Below are 18,252 nucleotides of genomic sequence, written 5' to 3' on the forward strand. Positions count from 1 at the left end.
AGAGGGAACGCGGCTTAGAAATCGCGCTTGTAGAAGATATCCAGCGAACTCGCCACGCCACCCGCCGCTTCCAGGTAAACCTTCTTGCTCAGCTTGTAACGCAACGCAATGGTATTGGCCGGCTCGAACACCCCAACCCCATACCGCAGGCTGAGTTTTTCCGAGATATTGCCGCTGGCGACCACGGCGGTCTGGTCGCCACTGCCCTGGGTGTCGAGCTGGAAGTCCTGAATGCCCAGGTTCTTGGCCAACCCGCTGGTCACCCCGGCACTGCCCATCAAACCCAGGCCCAGTGCCGCCTGGGCAAGCATGTTGTTATCGCCGCCATCCGTACTCAGCGGCCGCCCCAGCACCAGGTAGGACAGGGCCTGCTCCTGGCTCAATGCTGGTTCGGAGAAGATCTGCGTGGTGGGCTGTTCGGCGCTGCCACTCAGGCGAATGCCGGCGATAACGTCATCGGTCTGGCGGATGGCCTCGATGTCCAGGAACGGCTGATCCAACGGCCCGGCAAACAACAAACGGGCCCGGCGCACGGTCAGGCGCTGGCCGTAGGCGCGGTAACGACCGTCGTTGAGCCAGAGCTCGCCGCGGGTGTCCATGTTGTCGCCGATGTGCACGTGGCCCTGTAGGTTGGCCGTCAGGCCAAAACCGGCGAAGCTGAGTTTGTCGGCGCCCACCTCCACATCAATGTCCATTTTCATCGCCAGTGGCGGCTTGCCTTGCTCGGTCTGCTGACCCACGATGACCGTGTCATCGGAGACCTTGACCGTCGATGGCGGCAACTCGCGCACGGTGATTTCCCCTCTGGGCACCAGCACTTTGCCGGCGACCGCCAGCTCATCGCCTTTCATCGAGATTTTCAGGTCCGGGGCCACCTCAAGCTTTGCATAGGGTTCGACGGACACCGGAAGCTGCGAGCCCTTGAGTGCCAGGTCCACCACCAGTGCCTGGCCCCAGGCGATGTTGCCATTGAGCGTGCCCTGCCCGGTCTTGCCGCTTTTCCAGCCGCCGTTCAACTGCACGGTTTCCCCGGCGATCACTGCCTGCAGCTGCAGGGCTTGCAGTTCGATCGGCAATTGCGGTCCGGACACTTCGCCATCGCTCAACAGCAGATTGCCGTTAACCAAAGGCGCCATCAGGGTGCCGCCGATCGTGCCGCTGCCATTCAGGCGCCCGGTGATTTTTTCGACCATCGGCACAAACGGCCGGGCCACGGACAAGTCCAGGCCATTGAGGCGGAACGTGCCACTCATGGGTTTGTTTGCCGGCAGCGGGTTGATCTGGGCCTGAACCCGCAGCTCCCCCAGCTTGCCGCCGACGAAGTTCAGGTCGGCGTCGATGCGCTTGGGGGTCATTTTGCTGGTGAGCAGCAAGGCCTGGTACGGGAAGTCCAGCCACTGATCCTTGTCGCGCACTCGCAGCGTGCCGCCACTGGCATCGATGCTGATCTGGCCATTCGGACCGCTGGCGGGCAGATCCAGCTGCAGGTCGGCGTTAAGCGCGCCTTTCCAGGCGAAGTCCTTGGGCAACCACTGCGCCAGGCTCTCGATCGGGAATTGTTTCAGGTGATAGCGCAGCTTGGGCTCGGGTATCAGGCGCTGGTCTTCACCGCACAGGCTGGCCGGGCCGGACCGCCAGCAATGGGCGCCGAAGTTGATTTTACCGTCGGCCAGGCGTTCAAGCTTCGCCGGGCCCTGCAACCTCCAGTCCTGGCCGCCGGCCTGGATATCACCAGTGGCCAGGCGTCCGCGCCAGTTGCCTTGGTCCAGCGCGCCGTCCAGATCGAGGGCGAGCTTGAGCTGCGGCCCTTGCAGGGCAAGGCTGAGTTTCTGATTCTTGATGTCACCCTGACCGCTGGCAGTGAGCGTGCCCAGCGCGGTATCACCGGCCCGGATGCCGCTGCCCTTGAGATCGATTTTCGCCCGCTGCGCACTGTCCAAGGTCGCGTCCAGGTTCAGGCTTTGCAAACGATTGTCCTGGAAAGCCAGCTGAGTGCCTTGCAGGCCGAGTTTGCCTTGTGGCGCCTTGAGTGTACCGGCGACGTCCATCCGGCCATTGAGCTGGCCGCGCAGTTGTGGCCACAGCTGCGCCAGACGCGGCATCTTGATATCGATCTGGCCGGCGAGTTTCTGCTGCAGGCTGCCCTTGCCATTGATGCTGTTGTCGCCCAGGCGAATCTGCAAGGCACTGAGGTTCCATTGCTCGCCGGCGCCATCGGCCTTGGCCTGGATGACCGCAGGTTGACCACGCAGCTTGCCCTTGAGGTCGAGGTCGGCGTTGAGGCTGAGCTTGTCATTTTTCATCTCGCCAGTACTGCGCAGCGGGCCGGCCAACGTGCCCGGCAGCTCCGCGACCCAGTACGCCGGATCGATTGCCGACAGATCCAGCGCGGTATCCCAGGCGATGCCATCGGCAAATTGCAGGTTCAGGTGGCCCTGGGCCTTGCCCTGCCCGGCTTCCAGCTGGATTTGCTGCAAGTAGATTTTAGTCAGGTCGCCTGCGAACGGGCTCTGCAGGCTGAAGGCACCGGCCGGGCCATCCAGCGCAGCCTTGAAGTTTCCCAGGTATTTGCCGTCCGTGTAGGAGACTTCGCCGTTGAAGCTGCGCAATGCCACTTGTGGCTCATCGATCAGCGGATAGACGCGGTGCCAGGGGAAGTCCAGCCAGTCGATCTTGGCATCGGCGCTCAGGCCTTTGCTCCAGTCCAGCTGGCCGGTGAGTTCGAGGTACTGTTTGTCGTTTGCGCTCAGGTCCAGACCGGCAATCTGCGCGCCCTGAGCGTCGACCTTGCCTTGCAGCGCCAGGGCGACCGGGCCTTGTTCCGCCGGCAGCGTAGCCGTGCCGAGGAGCTGGTAGCCGTTTTTCAGGTCACCGGCGCCCGAGAGTTCAAGCTGATTGAGTTGCAGGGTATCCGGAAGATCGGCGCTGGCCTTGAAGCCGTCCGCCGTAATGCGCACCTTGGCCGGCAGGTTCTCCACCAGCGGCTGCAGTTCACCCGTCAACTGCCCGTTCAGATAGCCGCTGCTGTCGGCCTTGAGGTTGAGGGTTTTGAGCAGGTCTCCGTCGATTTTCAGGGCCAGGGCCCAAGGACCGGTGCCAGGCGCGGGCAACGTCAGGTGGCCTTCAGCGGTCAGTGGCCAGTTGCCGCTGGGTTGCAGCAGGCCGGACAGATTCAGGCTCAGTTCGTCGCGCTGCAGCTTGACCGAGTCAATCTTCAAGCCCTGGGCGGTCCAGTGTGCGGCCAGTTGCAAGCCCCTGAGCTCTTCGCTGCCGTTGAACAGCAGGCTCCCGACCTTGACATCACCCAGCTCGATGGCCAGCGGCAGGTCCAGGTCAGGCAGGCTGATTGGCCCGCTGCTGTCTTGGTCGGTGCCCGGTGGAAACTGCAGGCTGACCTGCTCGGCCTGCAACTGCTCGATGCACAGGGTCCGGCGGGCCAGGCAACCGGGTGACCAGGCGAAGATCGCCTTGTTCAACTCAACCCGGCTGCTGTCCTGCTGCCATACCAGATGATCGGCGCTCCATTGACCGCCCAGGCGACCCTGGAAATTGTCCACACTCAAGCCCGGCACGAAACCCAGCGCCCAGCGACTGCCCGCCGCCGTCCCAAGCACGGTGGAGACAGCCAGAATAATCAGCAGCAACAGGCCGAGCATGGCCAGCAGCGTTATCTTCAAACCACGATTCACAACTCGGGCCCCATGGAAAAGTGCAGTCGAACGCCACCCTCGTCATCCAGCGCGTGGGCCAGGTCAAGGCGGATCGGCCCCACTGGCGAGATCCAGCGCACGCCGATACCCACGCCGGTCTTGAGGTTCGGCAATTCGAGCTTATTAAAGGAGTTGCCCTGATCCACAAAGGTCGCCACCCGCCATTTTTCGGCGACCGAGTATTGGTACTCGGCACTGGCGGTGACCATGTACCGGCCACCAATCCGGTCGCCCTCGGAGTTTTCCGGGGACAGGCTCTGATAGTCGTAACCACGTACGCTCTGATCACCACCGGCGAAGAACCGCAGCGACGGTGGTATCGACTTATAGCCGTTGGTGGCGCTACCGCCAACCTGGACCCGGCCAAGGAAGCGGTGTTTGTCGAATACCGTGGTCAGGCCTTTGACCAGCGCCGTGCCGTACAGCAGGTTGTTGTCCGAGCCCAATCCCTCCTTGGCCACCTTGGTCTCGAATTGCAGGCGATAGCCGTTGTGCGGGTCGATGCGGTTGTCGCTTTTCAAATAGGAATAACTGACCCCGGGCATCAACAGGGTACTGAGGCCCGAGTCGTCGCCGAGTCGATATTCCTCGCGCTGCCACTTCAGCGACACCACGCGCTGCCAACCGCTGGGCAACTTGCTGTGCCACTCGGGACCTATGGTCAGCAGCTTGCTGAGTGAGTCCTTGTCGGCGATTTCTTCGCTCTGGTAGCCGCCAGCGAAACGCAGCTTGTCCGTCAGGGGCGGGTCCAGGGGGATGTCGTAGAAAATCCCGACGTTCTGCCGGGGTGCCGATATTTCGGTTTCCCAGCCGTAGCTGTGGCCCTGGGGATTGACCCAGTGACGCGTCCAGTTGGCCTTGACCCGCGGGCCGACGTCGGTCGAATAACCCAGGCCCAGCCCCATGGTGCGCGGCTTGCGGGTGTCGAGCTTGACGTCGACCGGGATCACATTGTTTGTCGAAGCGGTGGGGGCTGCATCGACCCGCACACTTTCAAAATAGCCACTGGACTGCATCGCCTGATTGAGTTCGGCGATCAGCTCGGAGTCGTACGGAGCGCCTTCCTTGAAGGGCACCATGCGCCTGAGCAAATCTTCGTCGAATGGCGTGTCGCCCTCGAAATTGACCTTGCCCAGGGAGTAACGCGGGCCGCTCTGGTAGACCAGATCGATATCGGCTACGCCCGCCCTCGGGTCGACCGACAGAGTCTGGCGGGAAAAATGCCCACTGAAAAAACCGAAACGCGACGCCTGGTTCTGGATCAGGCGCTTGGCGTCTTCGTAATTGCCATGGTTGAGCACTGCGCCGGTTTTCAGCGCCGCACTTTTGGGAACACGAAAGGATCTCAGCGACGCCGCCGGTCCTTCGACTCGAATAGTGACATTGCGCAGGTGAATCGGCTCACCGGGATCGACGTTGAGAATCAGCCGTGGACTCTTGCCGCCCTTCACGTCCGTCTCGATCTGCGGCTGGTAATAACCCAGGGCCTGGGCAGCCTTGCGCGCCTGCTCCTCGGCACCGCGGCTGAAGCGCAACAAGGCTTCTTCGTCACGATCGCCGAGGCTGCCGATATAGCCCTCTATATTGGCCTTGAGTTCATCGTTGGACGGTTTGACCCGCACATCCAATTCACTTTGCGCCAGCGCTGTGCAGCTGGTTATCAGCATCAGCACGCTACTGGTAATTCTTCCTGGAAACTTCATAGGCGCGGATGCTATCACGAGCTTGGGAGCGTGATAGAGCCTGGTTTGCGCGCAAAGTTCGTCCTTTATGCGGTGGCGGTTTGCAGGACCTGGGGGTTGGCGTGAAAAAATACGTGCTCACGTACCGGGCCAATAGCCACTTCACCGATCTCCTCATAGCCCTGGCGCTTGTAAAATTCCAGGTAACGCGGGTTGCCGGTGTCCAGCACAACGCCCTGGGAGTGCTCATCGACGGCGCACCAGTTGTGCACAGCCTGTAACAATTGTTCGCCGAAGTGCTTGCCCTGAAATTGCGGATGAATACCCAGCAAGGGCAGCAGGTGCACCGAGTCGGACGGCACGCACGCCATGACCGCATCGTGGTATTCCAGGTAGCGGCGGGTGCAGCGAAACCCGGTACTCAGGACCATGCGCAAACGCCATGCCCAACTTTCGGTGATCCCCAGGCGACGTTGCGGCGGCGCGATCAGGGCGATGCCAATCAGGCGGTCGTTGACCAGCAGGCCGATGGCGGGCAAGTCCTGGAGGAAATGCTGCTTGACCAGCTCGCGCACGGTGGCGCGCACTCGCTGCTCGTAGCCGGGACGTTCGGCTTCGAACAGATAGCTGAACGTCGGCTCGTGGCGGTAGGCCTGGTAAAGCAACGAGCGGGCTTCGCGGGAATAGCCACTGTCGAGCATGTGGATATCGGCAATGGCGGTCGAGGTTTCGGGCATAACGGCAAATCTCCCCGGGGCACCGCTCAAAATGGCGGCGCTCTTGTTGGTACGAGCCTCTGGGTGCCGGCACAGTTCCTTGCTGGTTTGAAAACAGCAGGTGCGCAGGGTCTAACAAGGTATAGACCAAGTGAATCGCAGGTGTGCGCGGGGCTCGCCGACCTGCGAGCCGCGGGATGGACAAGTACAGCCGAAAACACACCAACGGCTGGCCCCTCGAAGGCATGTCAGTTAGCATCGCCCTTTTGCGCCAGGACTGCCGACCATGAAGATCGTCTCCTTCAACATCAACGGGCTGCGTGCTCGCCCGCATCAGCTGGCGGCGCTGATTGAGAAGCATCAGCCCGACGTGATCGGGCTGCAGGAAACCAAGGTCCACGATGACCAGTTCCCGCTAGCCGACGTGCAAGCGCTGGGCTACCACGTGTATTTCCATGGGCAAAAAGGCCACTACGGTGTGGCCCTGCTCTCTCGCCAGGAACCCCTGGAGCTGCACAAAGGTTTCGCCACCGATGACGAAGACGCCCAGCGCCGATTCATCTGGGGCAAGTTCGCTGATGCCAACGGCGTGCCGGTGACGATCATGAACGGCTACTTCCCACAAGGTGAAAGCCGCGATCACCCGACCAAGTTCCCGGCCAAGGAACGCTTCTACAATGACTTGCAGCAACTGCTGGAAAGTCAGTTCAGCAATGAGCAGCCGGTTGTAGTCATGGGTGACGTCAACATCTCCCCGGAAGACTGCGACATCGGCATCGGGCCGGACAACATGAAGCGCTGGTTGAAGACCGGCAAGTGCAGCTTCCTGCCGGAAGAGCGTGAGTGGATGGCGCGGTTGAAGAACTGGGGGCTGGTGGACAGCTTCCGGCACCTGAACCCGCACGTGACTGATCGCTTCAGCTGGTTCGATTACCGTAGCCGTGGCTTTGAGGATGAACCCAAGCGTGGGCTGCGGATCGACCTGATCATGGCGTCCCATGGCTTGTTGCCACGGGTGAAGGATGCGGGTGTGGACTATGAATTGCGCGGGATGGAAAAACCGTCGGATCATGCGCCGATCTGGCTTGAGTTGAGTTGATATTTAAAAGATCGCAGCCTCGTTTCACTCGACAGCTCCTACACATCTCCTGCGCACGCTGCGATCTTTTGAGCTGTCATCTTTATGAAACCCTACTGACTTAATCTGCGGGCACTTCCTTTGCTCTTGTAGGGTGCCAGCATGCTGCTGCGCGTTTTGTTCCTGTTGCTGCTGGGCGTTGTCACGCCCGTATCGGCGTTGGCGGTTGCGTTACCCCTGCCCGAGCACGGCCCGGTGTTACGCATCCAGGGTTCCAACACCATCGGCGCAGCCTTGGGCCCGGCGCTGGTCGAAGGGCTGCTGCGCGAACAAGGTGTGCTCAAGGTTCATCGCGAAGCGCCAGGCAAGACCAACGAAGTGCGCGTCGTCGGCGAAACCGTCGAGGGGCGTCGGGTGGAGGTCGAGATCGCCGCGCACGGCTCCAGCACCGGCTTCACTGCGCTGCAAAGCGCCTCTGCCGACCTCGCCGCCGCCTCGCGCCCGATCAAGGACAGCGAACTCGCCAGCCTGCAATCCCTGGGCGACCTGAAGAGTGCCGGTGCCGAGCAGGTCATTGCGATCGACGGCCTGGCGATCATCCTGCATCCGGATAACCCGCTGAAACAACTGACCACCGATCAACTGGCGCGCATCTTCAGTGGTGACATCAGGACGTGGGAAGAAGTCGGTGGCAGCGGCGGGACGATCCATCTTTATGCGCGCGATGATCACTCCGGCACTTACGACACCTTGAAGGAACTGGTCCTCAACGGTCGTGGGAAAACCCTGAGCGCCAGCGCACAACGCTTCGAGTCCAGCGAGCAATTGTCGGACGCCGTCAGCCAGGACCCTCAGGGCATCGGCTTTATCGGTTTGCCGTACGTGCGCCAGGCCAAAGCCGTGGCGATTGCCGACGGTGCTTCCCAGGCGATGCTGCCACTGAACAATCTGATCGCCACCGAAGACTATCCGCTGTCACGTCGACTGTTCCTTTACCTGCCGCCCAGAGGCAATAATCCCTGGGCACAGGCGTTGGTGAAATTCGCCCAGGGCAGTCAGGGCCAGGAGATTGTCGCAGCCAACGGGTTTATCGCGCAGACCGTCCAGGCCATGTCGGTAAGCCCCAATGCGTTGATGCCAGAGGAGTATCAAACCCTCAGCCGACATGCGCAGCGCCTGACCGTGAATTTTCGCTTTGAAGAAGGCAGTGCCACCCTGGACAACAAGGCGCGCCAGGACCTGTCGCGAGTGCTGGACTATATAAACCAGCGCGACAAGGCCGATCGGCAGGTGACGCTGGTGGGATTTGGCGATGCCAAGACTGACCCTGCACGCGCCGACCTGTTGTCGAAGCTGCGGGCCATGGCCGTGCGGCGCGAGCTGGCCAAGCGCGGTGTGGTGCTGCGCGAAATCCGCGGTTTTGGCGCGCAGATGCCGGTGGCGGCGAACAGCGCGGATGAGGGACGGATCAGGAATCGGCGGGTTGAGGTCTGGGTTTACTGAATAAACTGGAATCTGTCACAGCCCCGTGGCGAGCTGGCTCGCTCGCCACGGGTTTTTCAACCGGCTTGAGCCATTAGCTCAGCAACTTCTCCAGCTGCGCCGTGGTGTCCACTGCGCCCATCGTCTTCGCAGCATCCAGCGCCGATACGCCGTTGGCATCCTTGGCTTTCGGATCAGCGCCTTTGCTGATCAGATAGTCGACGATGGCAACTCGGTTGAACATGGCCGCCATCATCAGCGCGGTACGGCCGTCGAAGGATGAGCCTTCGACTTGCGCGCCACCGTCGACCAACGCGCTGACCACCGCCAGATCGCCCTTGAACGCAGCGCCGGCGATCGGGCTCTGGCCATTGTCGTTGCGGATTTCCGGGTCGGCCTTGTGCTCGAGCAGCACTTTCACCGTGTCGACATGGCCATGGTAGGCCGCAAGCATCAACAGGGTGTCACCCTTGTGGTTGCGCAAGTTCGGCGGCAGGCCTTTGGACAGCAATGCGGCCATCATGGCCGCATCGCCCTCGCGCGCCTTGTTGAATACCTGTTCGGCGAATTCAGCGGCTTCTTCGGGGGTCATCTGGCGGCTTTGGTCTGACATGGTGGCTCCACTTTCTGTGTAGGTGCAAAGGGCGACAGTTTCCCGAGCAGCCTGGAGACTGTCACTTCTTTTTTCTGATCAAGGGTCATAGCCAGATTCAATAACGGTGTTTGCCATCATGAATCTCGGCCAGCACCTGTTCAGTCACCTGCACATAGGTGTGAGTTCCCGGCAACCAGGCATAGATGGGATCGTCACCGGTTTTACCGGGGTCAAACCCTTCGTCCTTGAGGCGGGTCTTCTGGTACTTGAAGGTGCCGGTGGTTTCCATTTTCACCTTCACCCGCAGGAACAACGGTACGGCATACGCGGGCATCTGTTCGCGAGCGAATGCCAGCAGCTCACTGAAATCCAGGGTCGCCAGGGATTCGGCCGGGGTGATCGCGGCCATGCCGGCACGGCCATTGGTGTTGTGTACTTCCACCCCGTAGGCCACCGCCTCGGAAATATTCGGATGCTGCAGCAGGATGTTTTCCACCTCGGTGGTCGAGACGTTCTCGCCTTTCCAGCGATAGGTATCGCCCAGTCGATCGACAAACTGGGCGTGACCGAAGCCGATGTTGCGCAACAGGTCGCCGGTATTGAAGTAACGGTCGCCCTTTTCAAACACGTCGTGCAGCACCACCTTTGCGGTCTTCTGCGCGTCGGTGTAGCCATCCAGTGGCGCCTTGTCGTCGATTTTCGCCAGCAGCAACCCTTGCTCGCCTTTGGCAACCTTGCGCATGAACCCCTTGGCGTCACGCAGAGGCTGGCCACTGTCGTGGTCGTAGGCAGCCAGCTCCCAGGACATCAGGGAAAAACCTACGGTGTTGTCGAAGTTGAGAACGTTGGTGAAACCGATATTGCCGTCACTGGCAGCGTACAGCTCGCAGATGTGCTGCACCGCAAAGCGGGTCTTGAATTCAGCCCAGGCGCCGGGGCGCAGGCCGTTGCCGATCATCTTGGTGACCCGGTGCCGGCTGTCTTGGGCAGTGGGCGGCTGATCGACCAGGTAGCGACACAGTTCACCGACATAGCCGAGGGTGGTCGCACGGTATTTGCGCACATCATCCCAGAACTGGCTGGCGCTGAACTTGCGGCGAATGGCGAAACCTGAGGCGCCACTGATGGCCGAGCCCCAGCACACACACAGCCCGGTGGCGTGGTACAGCGGCAGGGTGCAGTAGACGATATCGTCCGGGCTCATGTTCAGCGCGATCGTGCCAAAACTGGCGGAACTGCGCATCCAGCGACCGTGCTTGAACACCCCGGCCTTGGGTAACCCGGTGGTGCCTGAGGTGTAGATGTAGAAGCAGGGATCGTCGCAGAATACCTGCTGGCTGGTCACCGGGTTTGCGCTTGGGCTGTCGGCGATGGCCGCCATCATGTTGATGAAACCATCGGGCGCAATGCCCGGGTGCCGGCAGGTGTCCTGATCGGCTACGAACCAGGTGCGGGCAGGCTCCAGCGCCACGCGCTCGCGAACAGCGGAGAACGCCGGCACCAGTTCTTCGCCGACAATGATCGCCGCAGGCGCTACCAGGTTCAGGCTGTGCACCAGGGTGTCACGGGTTTGCGAGGTATTGAGCAGCGCGCTGATCGCACCCGTCTTGGCCACCGCCAGGATAGTCACCAGCAGTTCCGGACGATTCTCGATGAACACCGCCACCACATCACCCTTGCGGATGCCCTGCGCGCTCAAATGGTGAGCCATGCGATTGGCCCACTCGTTCACCTGGGCGTAGGTCAGGAGCACATCGCCCTGAAGCAATGCCGGGCCGTCGGGATTGCGCAACGTCGCTTGCTCGAAGCTCCAGCCCAGGCCACAGGACTGGGTTGGATCCTTGACGTTGGCAGCCTTCATGCCCCGGACCACTCGTGGCAGGGCCTTGGCGATGGTGGGCAGTTTGCGCAGCATCATGCCCCAGGTAATCGTGTCGTTCAGCGCGCGGCTCATCGTTGCTCCCGTTCGATCTTTTTATTGTCGGGTGGTGGCCGAAAGTACGTGAGTGATTCAGGGGCTGTACACGCAGTTTTTGCAATGTTTTGTATCCGCACAACAGACCGGCGACAACGTGAGCCCGGTTTTTGCGATTGGTTCCATTGAAACCGAACGAATCTCGCAAAATGCAGGATGCACGATGGCCTTTCATGCAGATTGCACGAAAGCAAAAATTGGCTTATTTTTTATCTTATTGATTTGTAAGGGTTTTTATTATTTTCAAATGCTGGCACAAAGGGTGCAACTACCTCTCCATGCTTGCCAATCAAGTGCTAACGGAGCTGATAGACATGAGCCTGATCCAAGAAAAATTTACCTCCCTGTTCTCCAACTTCGAAGTGAACACTCAGCCACGCCCCGACGGCGGCATCCTGCTGACACTGCTCAGTCAGGAAGGCAAAGTCTTCAAACGCTCGATTTCCTACCAGCAACTGCATGCTGGCGACCAGTTGTCCTGGGTGATCAGCGCGATCCGTCGTGACCTGGCTGAGCAAGCCAGCGAGTTGCCACAGATTTCGATGCTGCAAAGCCAGCAACGGTTCGCTCTGCCGACTTATCATTCGGCGTAAATTGTCGCAGGGCTGCAAACAGTCAGGCCGTGAGAGCTTTCGCTTCACGGCCTGAGTTGTTTCTGAAGTTTGTAAGGCTTAACACGCCCCTGCCTGATTCCTGAGACGCGCCCCTGTAGGAGCGAGCTTGCTCGCGAAAAACTACCAGGCGCCTTGGCCACTCAGGCTTCCCGCGTCATCGTTGACGACCATCGCGAGCAAGCTCGCTCCTACAGTCCATAGTCTATTCGGAGACTGTTTAGTATCTGGTCGGATCGATGCTCGCGAAGCTGTCGACAGTCTGGTGACCAGTCAGCGTCCCGCCTTCACGTGCCAGGCCGCAGGTGGCCATACCGGCTTCCCGCGCCGCGTCCAGTTCTTCGACGATATCCGACAGAAACAGAATTTGCGCCGCTTCAAGGCCAATCGCCTGAGTGATGCGCTGGTAAGACTGCGCCTCACGCTTTGGCCCCGAGGTCGTATCGAAGTAACCGCTGAATAACGGCGACAAATCCCCTGCCTCCGAGCAACCGAAAATCAGCTTCTGCGCCTGAATCGAGCCTGACGAATAAACAAAAAGTTGAAAACCCGCCTGATGCCACGCCTTGAGCGCTTCAACAGCATCCGGGTACACATGCCCCTGCAACTGCCCTGCCTTGTACCCCTGCTCCCAGACCATCCCTTGCAACGCCTTCAACGGCGTGGCCTTGCGGTCTTCGGCAATCCAGCCCAGGAGTATCTCGATGACACGCTCGACATCCGCCTGCGGCTCATGGCTGTCCTGGCGCACTGCGTCCAATTGCTCGGCCACATCGGCGCGCCCGGCCTGTTGCCGTACGAAATCCGGCAGGTGCCTGGCCGCATAGGGAAACAGTACGTCGAACACAAAGCTCACGGCGCTGGTGGTGCCTTCGATGTCGGTGAGGATTGCTTTGATCGGCATCGGCTCAGTCCTCGAGTCGCGGGAAGCGATTGGCGATGTCTTCGCCGGTGAAGTTGGCCACCCAGCCTTCAGGGTTATTGAACAGGCGGATTGCCACGAAGTGCGGATGTTCGCCCATGTCGAACCAATGCGGGGTACCGGCCGGCACCGAGATCAGGTCGTTCTTCTCGCACAGCACGGCGTAGACGTAATCGTCGATGTGCAGGGTAAACAATCCACGGCCGGCGACGAAAAATCTTACTTCGTCTTCGCCATGCCGGTGTTCGTCGAGGAACTTGGCGCGCAATTCGGCCTTCTGCGGGTGATCGCTGTTGAGGCTGATAACGTCGACCGTCACGTAGCCTCGTTCGGTCATCAGCTTGTCGATCTGCTCCTGGTACGCCGCGATCACTTCTTCCTGGCTGGCGCCGGGCTGGATCTTCGCCGCCGCTTGCCAGCGGTCGAAGCGCACGCCCTGCTCGGCCAGGGTCGAGGCGATGTCTTCGAAATGGGTCAGCACCTTGTTCGGAATGTCAGGGCTTGAGACGTGGTAAACGGACAGGCTGCTCATCAGGGCAACTCCTTAACGGTTCATGCGTTACGGTTGGAGAGCGAGCGCATCTTCAACTCGCACTCAAACAAAAATTCGAAGGCCTCGATCTGCCGCAACGCGTCGCTCATGCGCGCGCCCCAGGTGTACAGGCCGTGGCCGCGAATCAGGTAACCCACGCAATCAGGGTGCGCCTCCAGCCAAGGCTGAACCTTGGCGGCGAGGCGCGCAATGTCCTGGTCATTGTCGAAGACAGGCACGCGCACCCGGGATTCGTGGGTCGATACGCCACTGAAGGCTTTTTGCAGTTCGTAATCTTCGAACTCGATGAAGGCTTGCGGCGTCAGGCGCGACAGCACCGTGGCGTTCACCGAATGGGTGTGCAGCACCGCGCCGATGTCCCCGCGCCAGCTATAAAGCTGGGTGTGCAGCAGGGTTTCGGCGGAGGGTTTCTTGCCCGGTTCCAGGCTGTTGCCCGACAGGTCGGTTGCCAGTACATCGTTCAGGCTCAACTGGCCTTTGTGCTTGCCGGACACGGTCAGCAGCGCCTCGGTGGGCGACAGACGGGTCGAATAGTTGCTGCTGGTGGCCGGCGACCAGCCGCGGCCATACAGAAAACGCCCGGCATCAATGATTTCCTGGGCGAGGTGTTCACGGGTAAGGCTCATGGCCGGTCCTCTTGCATGCGTGTGGCTATGATAACGGCAGCGGCGAAGGCTGCGAGACTGGCGATACTAAAGGTGAACGTGGCCCCGAGGGCATTCCAGCTGTAGCCGGAGTACAGCGCACCCAATGCGCCGCCAGTGCCAGCCAGGGCTGCGTACAACGCCTGGCCCTGCCCTTGCTGGCGCGCACCGAAACTACGTTGCACGAATTGGATGGCAGCGGCATGAAAACTGCCGAAGGTAGCCGCGTGCAGCACCTGGGCAAACAGCAGCACCCACACATATTCGGCGAACGAGCCCAGCAGCACCCATCGCAGCGCCGCCAGCAGGAAACTCGCCAGCAGCACCCGGCGCACGGAGAACCGCGCAAGAATCTTGCTCATGCCCAGGAACATCAGGACTTCGGCCACCACCCCCAATGCCCAGAGCATGCCGATCAGTCCACGACTGTAGCCCAACTGCTCAAGGTGCAGGGTGAGGAAGGTGTAATAAGGGCCATGGCTCAGTTGCATCAGGCCCACGCAGGCGTAAAACGCCAGGACGCCCGGGCTGCGCAGCTGTTGCAGAAAACCGTCGCCGGCGATGCGTTCACTTTGCACCGGCTCGGCATTGGGCACCCACAGGCTGCTGATCACGATCCCGGCCATGATCAGCACCAGCGCCAACGGATAAATATCCAGGCTCAACCACTCGAACAAGCGCCCCAGCGCGACGACGGTGATGATAAAACCGATGGAGCCCCACAAACGGACCTGGCTGTAGCGCGAGGTCTGGCCTTTCAAGTGCGCCAAGGTGATGACTTCGAACTGCGGCAGCACCGCGTGCCAGAAGAACGCGTGCAAGGCCATGACCATGGCCAGCCAGGCGTAGGTCTTGCTGACGAAAATAAGCGAGAACGAAAGCAGCGTGCAGACCGCACCGAAGCGCACGATCGCCAGGCGTCGGCCGCTGTAGTCACCCAGCCAGCCCCAGATATTGGGCGCCACGCACCGCATCAGCATCGGGATGGCCACCAGCTCGCCGATGCGCGCGCTGGAAAACCCCAGGTGATCGAAGTACAGCGCCAGAAACGGCGCCGTCGAACCGAGCAAGGCGAAATAGAACAGATAAAAACTGGAAAGCCGCCAGTACGGGAGTGCCGCTGTCGTCATCAGACAGCAGCGGCCTTGAGGCCAGCCATTAAAGCTGACCCAGCACCGGCGTGCTTACTTGCACATCGGCGTTCTGCCCACGGTGGCGCAGCAGGTGATCCATGAGCACGATGGCCATCATCGCTTCGGCAATCGGCGTGGCGCGGATGCCCACGCACGGGTCGTGACGGCCCTTGGTGATCACATCCGCCGGGTTGCCGTGGACGTCGATCGAACGGCCTGGCGTGGTAATGCTGGATGTCGGCTTCAACGCCAGGTGCGCAACGATCGGCTGTCCGGAGGAAATGCCGCCCAAAATGCCCCCGGCGTTATTGCTGAGGAAACCTTCGGGGGTCATTTCGTCGCGGTGTTCGGTGCCTCGCTGGGCGACGCTGGCGAAACCGGCGCCGATTTCCACGCCCTTGACTGCGTTGATGCTCATCAGCGCATGGGCCAGCTCGGCGTCAAGACGGTCGAAAATCGGCTCGCCCAGGCCTGGCATCACACCTTCAGCGACCACGGTGATCTTCGCGCCGACCGAATCCTGATCGCGGCGCAACTGGTCCATGTAGGCCTCAAGCTCGGGCACCTTGTCCGGGTCGGGGCTGAAGAAGGCGTTGTCTTCCACCGAATCCCAGGTCTTGAACGGAATCTCGATCGGGCCCAGCTGGCTCATGTAGCCCCGAATGACGATGCCCTGGGTCGCCAGGTATTTTTTTGCGATCGCGCCGGCCGCTACGCGCATCGCGGTTTCACGAGCCGAACTGCGGCCGCCACCGCGGTAATCGCGCTCGCCGTATTTGTGGTGATAGGTGTAGTCGGCGTGGGCCGGACGGAACAGATCCTTGATCGCCGAGTAGTCCTTGGACTTCTGGTCAGTGTTGCGAATCAACAAGCCGATGGCACAACCGGTGGTGCGGCCTTCGAACACGCCAGCAAGGATTTCCACCTCATCGGCTTCCTGACGTTGCGTGGTGTGACGGCTGGTGCCGGGTTTGCGGCGATCGAGGTCGCGCTGCAAATCCTCCAGGGAAATTTCCAGGCCCGGCGGGCAGCCGTCGACAATGGCGACCAACGCCGGACCATGGCTTTCGCCAGCGGTGGTGACAGTGAACAGCTTGCCGTAGGTATTGCCGGACATGCAGGACGCTCCGTGAATTGAACGTGAATACGTAATGCGCGCCAGTATACGCAGGCTACCCAAGTAGTTCATCCTCGAACCTTATGGGTGCCCGCGAGTCCAACCGGCACCTTTGTGAATGATGGCGTGATGATGCTGCGAGTTCTAGCCTTGAGCCTTACCTTGTTTACCGGATTTGTGCAGGCCACTGTCCTGCAACGTCCCATCTCGCTGGACACCGGCAGCGGCGAACTGTTTGGTTCGTTGTTGTTGCCTAAGTCCGACACCCCCGTGCCCGTGGTGCTGATCATTTCCGGCTCCGGCCCGACCGACCGCGACGGCAACAACCCCGACGGCGGGCGAAATGACAGCCTCAAGCGCCTGGCCTGGGTGCTGGCCAAACACAACATCGCCAGCGTGCGCTACGACAAGCGCGGCGTTGCCGCGAGCCTGCCCGCCACCCCGGACGAGCGCAATCTATCAGTGGAGGGCTACGTGTCCGACGCCCAGGCGTGGGGGCGCAAGCTCAAGGCTGACCCGCGATTCGGCCAGTTGATTCTGCTGGGGCACAGCGAAGGTGCCTTGATCGCCAGCCTCGCCGCGCCCGATGTCGATGCCGCAGCCGTGATTTCCATGTCCGGCAGCGCTCGCCCAATTGACCAGGTACTGCGCCAGCAGTTGAGCAACCGTCTGCCTGCGCCCTTGATGTTGCGCGCCAACGAATTGCTCGACAGCCTCAAGGCCGGCCACACCGACGACAACGTGCCGCCGCAACTGCAGGTGATTTTCCGCCCGAGCGTGCAGCCGTACCTGATCTCACTGTTTCGCCAGGATCCGGCAGCGGCGTTCGCCAAGCTTGCGATGCCGGCGCTGATCATCCAGGGCAGTAACGACATCCAGGTCGGCGTCGGTGACGCCAAGCTGCTCAAGGCGGCCAAGCCGGACGCCGAACTGGCACTGATTGAAGGCATGAACCACGTGATGCGCATCGTGCCCAACGACGTGAAGCGCCAGTTGGCGTCGTACAAGGATCCGAATTTGCCGCTAGCCGCCGAGCTGGGCTCACGCATCATCGGGTTTATTGACGGACTTCGTGCCAGTTAAGCGCTATTGACCCTCCAGTCCTGCAGAAAACGGCCGATAAGCCGGTGTCGCCAGCAATAAGCCTGGCGACACGCCGAGCTTGGACAGGACCTTGCCGTTATGACTGACACCCCGACTTCACCCGCCACCGCAGCTGAACAGGACGCGCCCCCAGCGGTCGAGCTGCCGTGGGCGGACGTGCACGCCGAGCATCGCCAGATGCTGCGCCTGGCTCCCCTGCAGACTGATCGCAACACCGGTGGGCGACCGCTGCGCTTTGTCGAATTCGGCTACGCCGAACGTCATGACAAGGAACGCAGCCTGATGCGCATGAGCATCACCCTGCCCGGCCAGCGAGTGCGCAAGGAACAGAACCTGCTGGATGTGTGGGTCGATCACCAGGACAAAAGCGTGCACTTCGGCCCCGACAGCGGCTTGCAGATCGAACCGATGAATCGTGGCGTCGGTCGCTTCATGGCGACCCACGGCATCACCTGGCTGAAGCAACGCTGGCCCGGGTACAGGGTCAACGGCCGCGATCTCAATAACAAGGACGCGCTGAACGAAGACACCCGCCTGCGTCGTGATGAGTTCCTCAAGGGGCACGGTTTTGAAGTGGTCTATGCCGATGCCCAGCATCTCAAGGGCAGCGTCAAGGACGTGCCGGTCGGCGACCTGAAGGCGCAGTGGAACAGCGAGAAGGTGCAGGTGGTGGAGATTCTCGAGGCGGCGCAGATGCTCCAGCAGGCCGAGCAGAACCTGGCCGAGCAGGAGGTCAAACTCAAGCAACACGAGGAAAAGGTCAGCAAGTACCGGCGCGAGGACACGGCGCTGCGCTTTACCATCTCATGCCTGGTGGCATTTGCGGTGTTTCAGGCGGGGTTGTTGATCTGGATTGCTACGCACAGGTAGGGCTTGGGGGCTATGGTGCCGCCATCGCTGGCAAGCCAGGCTCCCACAGGATTACTGTCG

Annotated in this window: 15 protein-coding genes; 5 read left to right on the plus strand and 10 right to left on the minus strand. The window is 61.0% G+C overall.

Annotated features, from left to right (window positions below):
• Nucleotides 1-14: 14 nt before the first annotated feature.
• From AAEZ05_RS14890 to AAEZ05_RS14900, 3 genes are all read right to left on the minus strand, one after another.
• Nucleotides 15-3,689, minus strand: coding sequence for a translocation/assembly module TamB domain-containing protein (locus AAEZ05_RS14890; RefSeq protein WP_350647874.1), 3,675 nt, complete (start codon nt 3,687-3,689; stop codon nt 15-17).
• On the minus strand, nt 3,686-5,413 hold the full coding sequence (locus AAEZ05_RS14895; RefSeq protein WP_045059167.1) for an autotransporter assembly complex protein TamA: 1,728 nt from the start codon (nt 5,411-5,413) through the stop codon (nt 3,686-3,688). Before AAEZ05_RS14895 ends, AAEZ05_RS14890 begins: the two co-directional genes overlap by 4 nt.
• Before the next feature lie 65 nt (nt 5,414-5,478).
• A complete protein-coding gene (locus tag AAEZ05_RS14900; protein WP_045059166.1) occupies nt 5,479-6,129 on the minus strand; it encodes a GNAT family N-acetyltransferase in 651 nt (216 codons plus the stop codon).
• A 265-nt stretch (nt 6,130-6,394) separates the two neighbouring features.
• Here AAEZ05_RS14900 and xthA point away from each other — a divergent pair, with 265 nt between their 5' ends.
• Complete coding sequence (gene xthA / locus AAEZ05_RS14905; RefSeq protein WP_045059165.1) at nt 6,395-7,207, plus strand: exodeoxyribonuclease III; 813 nt, start codon at nt 6,395-6,397, stop codon at nt 7,205-7,207.
• Between the two features lie 141 nt (nt 7,208-7,348).
• The gene (locus AAEZ05_RS14910) at nt 7,349-8,689 is read left to right on the plus strand and encodes a substrate-binding domain-containing protein (protein ID WP_045059164.1); all 1,341 of its coding nucleotides are present in this window, start codon (nt 7,349-7,351) and stop codon (nt 8,687-8,689) included.
• 73 nt (nt 8,690-8,762) lie between these two features.
• On the opposite strand, the gene AAEZ05_RS14915 is transcribed toward AAEZ05_RS14910, so the two are convergent.
• Together AAEZ05_RS14915 and AAEZ05_RS14920 are read right to left on the minus strand one after the other, a co-directional pair.
• The gene (locus AAEZ05_RS14915; RefSeq protein WP_045059163.1) at nt 8,763-9,281 is read right to left on the minus strand and encodes an ankyrin repeat domain-containing protein; all 519 of its coding nucleotides are present in this window, start codon (nt 9,279-9,281) and stop codon (nt 8,763-8,765) included.
• Nucleotides 9,282-9,378: 97 nt separating this feature from the next.
• Nucleotides 9,379-11,217 carry a long-chain-acyl-CoA synthetase gene (locus tag AAEZ05_RS14920; protein ID WP_045059162.1) on the minus strand — a complete coding sequence of 613 codons (1,839 nt, stop codon included), beginning with the start codon at nt 11,215-11,217 and terminating at the stop codon, nt 9,379-9,381.
• Between the two features lie 335 nt (nt 11,218-11,552).
• On the opposite strand from AAEZ05_RS14920, the gene AAEZ05_RS14925 reads away from it, so the two are divergent.
• Nucleotides 11,553-11,831: a DUF3509 domain-containing protein gene (locus AAEZ05_RS14925; RefSeq protein ID WP_350647877.1), complete on the plus strand. Its 279-nt coding sequence runs from the start codon at nt 11,553-11,555 to the stop codon at nt 11,829-11,831.
• A gap of 238 nt (nt 11,832-12,069) precedes the next feature.
• Here AAEZ05_RS14925 and mtnC read toward each other — a convergent pair whose 3' ends face one another.
• The 5 genes from mtnC to aroC are packed head-to-tail and all read right to left on the minus strand — an operon-like array spanning nt 12,070 to nt 16,218.
• The gene (gene mtnC / locus AAEZ05_RS14930) at nt 12,070-12,753 is read right to left on the minus strand and encodes an acireductone synthase (RefSeq protein WP_045059160.1); all 684 of its coding nucleotides are present in this window, start codon (nt 12,751-12,753) and stop codon (nt 12,070-12,072) included.
• A gap of 4 nt (nt 12,754-12,757) precedes the next feature.
• Nucleotides 12,758-13,303 carry a 1,2-dihydroxy-3-keto-5-methylthiopentene dioxygenase gene (locus AAEZ05_RS14935; RefSeq protein ID WP_045059159.1) on the minus strand — a complete coding sequence of 182 codons (546 nt, stop codon included), beginning with the start codon at nt 13,301-13,303 and terminating at the stop codon, nt 12,758-12,760.
• A gap of 20 nt (nt 13,304-13,323) precedes the next feature.
• A complete protein-coding gene (locus AAEZ05_RS14940; RefSeq protein WP_205892387.1) occupies nt 13,324-13,950 on the minus strand; it encodes a methylthioribulose 1-phosphate dehydratase in 627 nt (208 codons plus the stop codon).
• Nucleotides 13,947-15,098, minus strand: a complete 1,152-nt coding sequence (locus AAEZ05_RS14945) for an MFS transporter (RefSeq protein WP_045059157.1) — start codon at nt 15,096-15,098, stop codon at nt 13,947-13,949. The genes AAEZ05_RS14940 and AAEZ05_RS14945 overlap by 4 nt, the downstream gene beginning before the upstream one ends.
• Nucleotides 15,099-15,126: 28 nt before the next feature.
• Nucleotides 15,127-16,218: a chorismate synthase gene (gene aroC, locus AAEZ05_RS14950; RefSeq protein ID WP_045059156.1), complete on the minus strand. Its 1,092-nt coding sequence runs from the start codon at nt 16,216-16,218 to the stop codon at nt 15,127-15,129.
• A 129-nt stretch (nt 16,219-16,347) separates the two neighbouring features.
• Here aroC and AAEZ05_RS14955 point away from each other — a divergent pair, with 129 nt between their 5' ends.
• Nucleotides 16,348-17,301 carry an alpha/beta hydrolase gene (locus tag AAEZ05_RS14955; RefSeq protein ID WP_122839281.1) on the plus strand — a complete coding sequence of 318 codons (954 nt, stop codon included), beginning with the start codon at nt 16,348-16,350 and terminating at the stop codon, nt 17,299-17,301.
• A 99-nt stretch (nt 17,302-17,400) separates the two neighbouring features.
• Entirely contained in the window at nt 17,401-18,192 is a 792-nt protein-coding gene (locus AAEZ05_RS14960) for a hypothetical protein (RefSeq protein ID WP_045059154.1), read from the plus strand.
• Nucleotides 18,193-18,252: the final 60 nt, after the last annotated feature.

Source organism: Pseudomonas sp. HY13-MNA-CIBAN-0226 (genome assembly GCF_040310305.1).
GTDB classification, from domain to species: domain Bacteria; phylum Pseudomonadota; class Gammaproteobacteria; order Pseudomonadales; family Pseudomonadaceae; genus Aquipseudomonas; species Aquipseudomonas gregormendelii.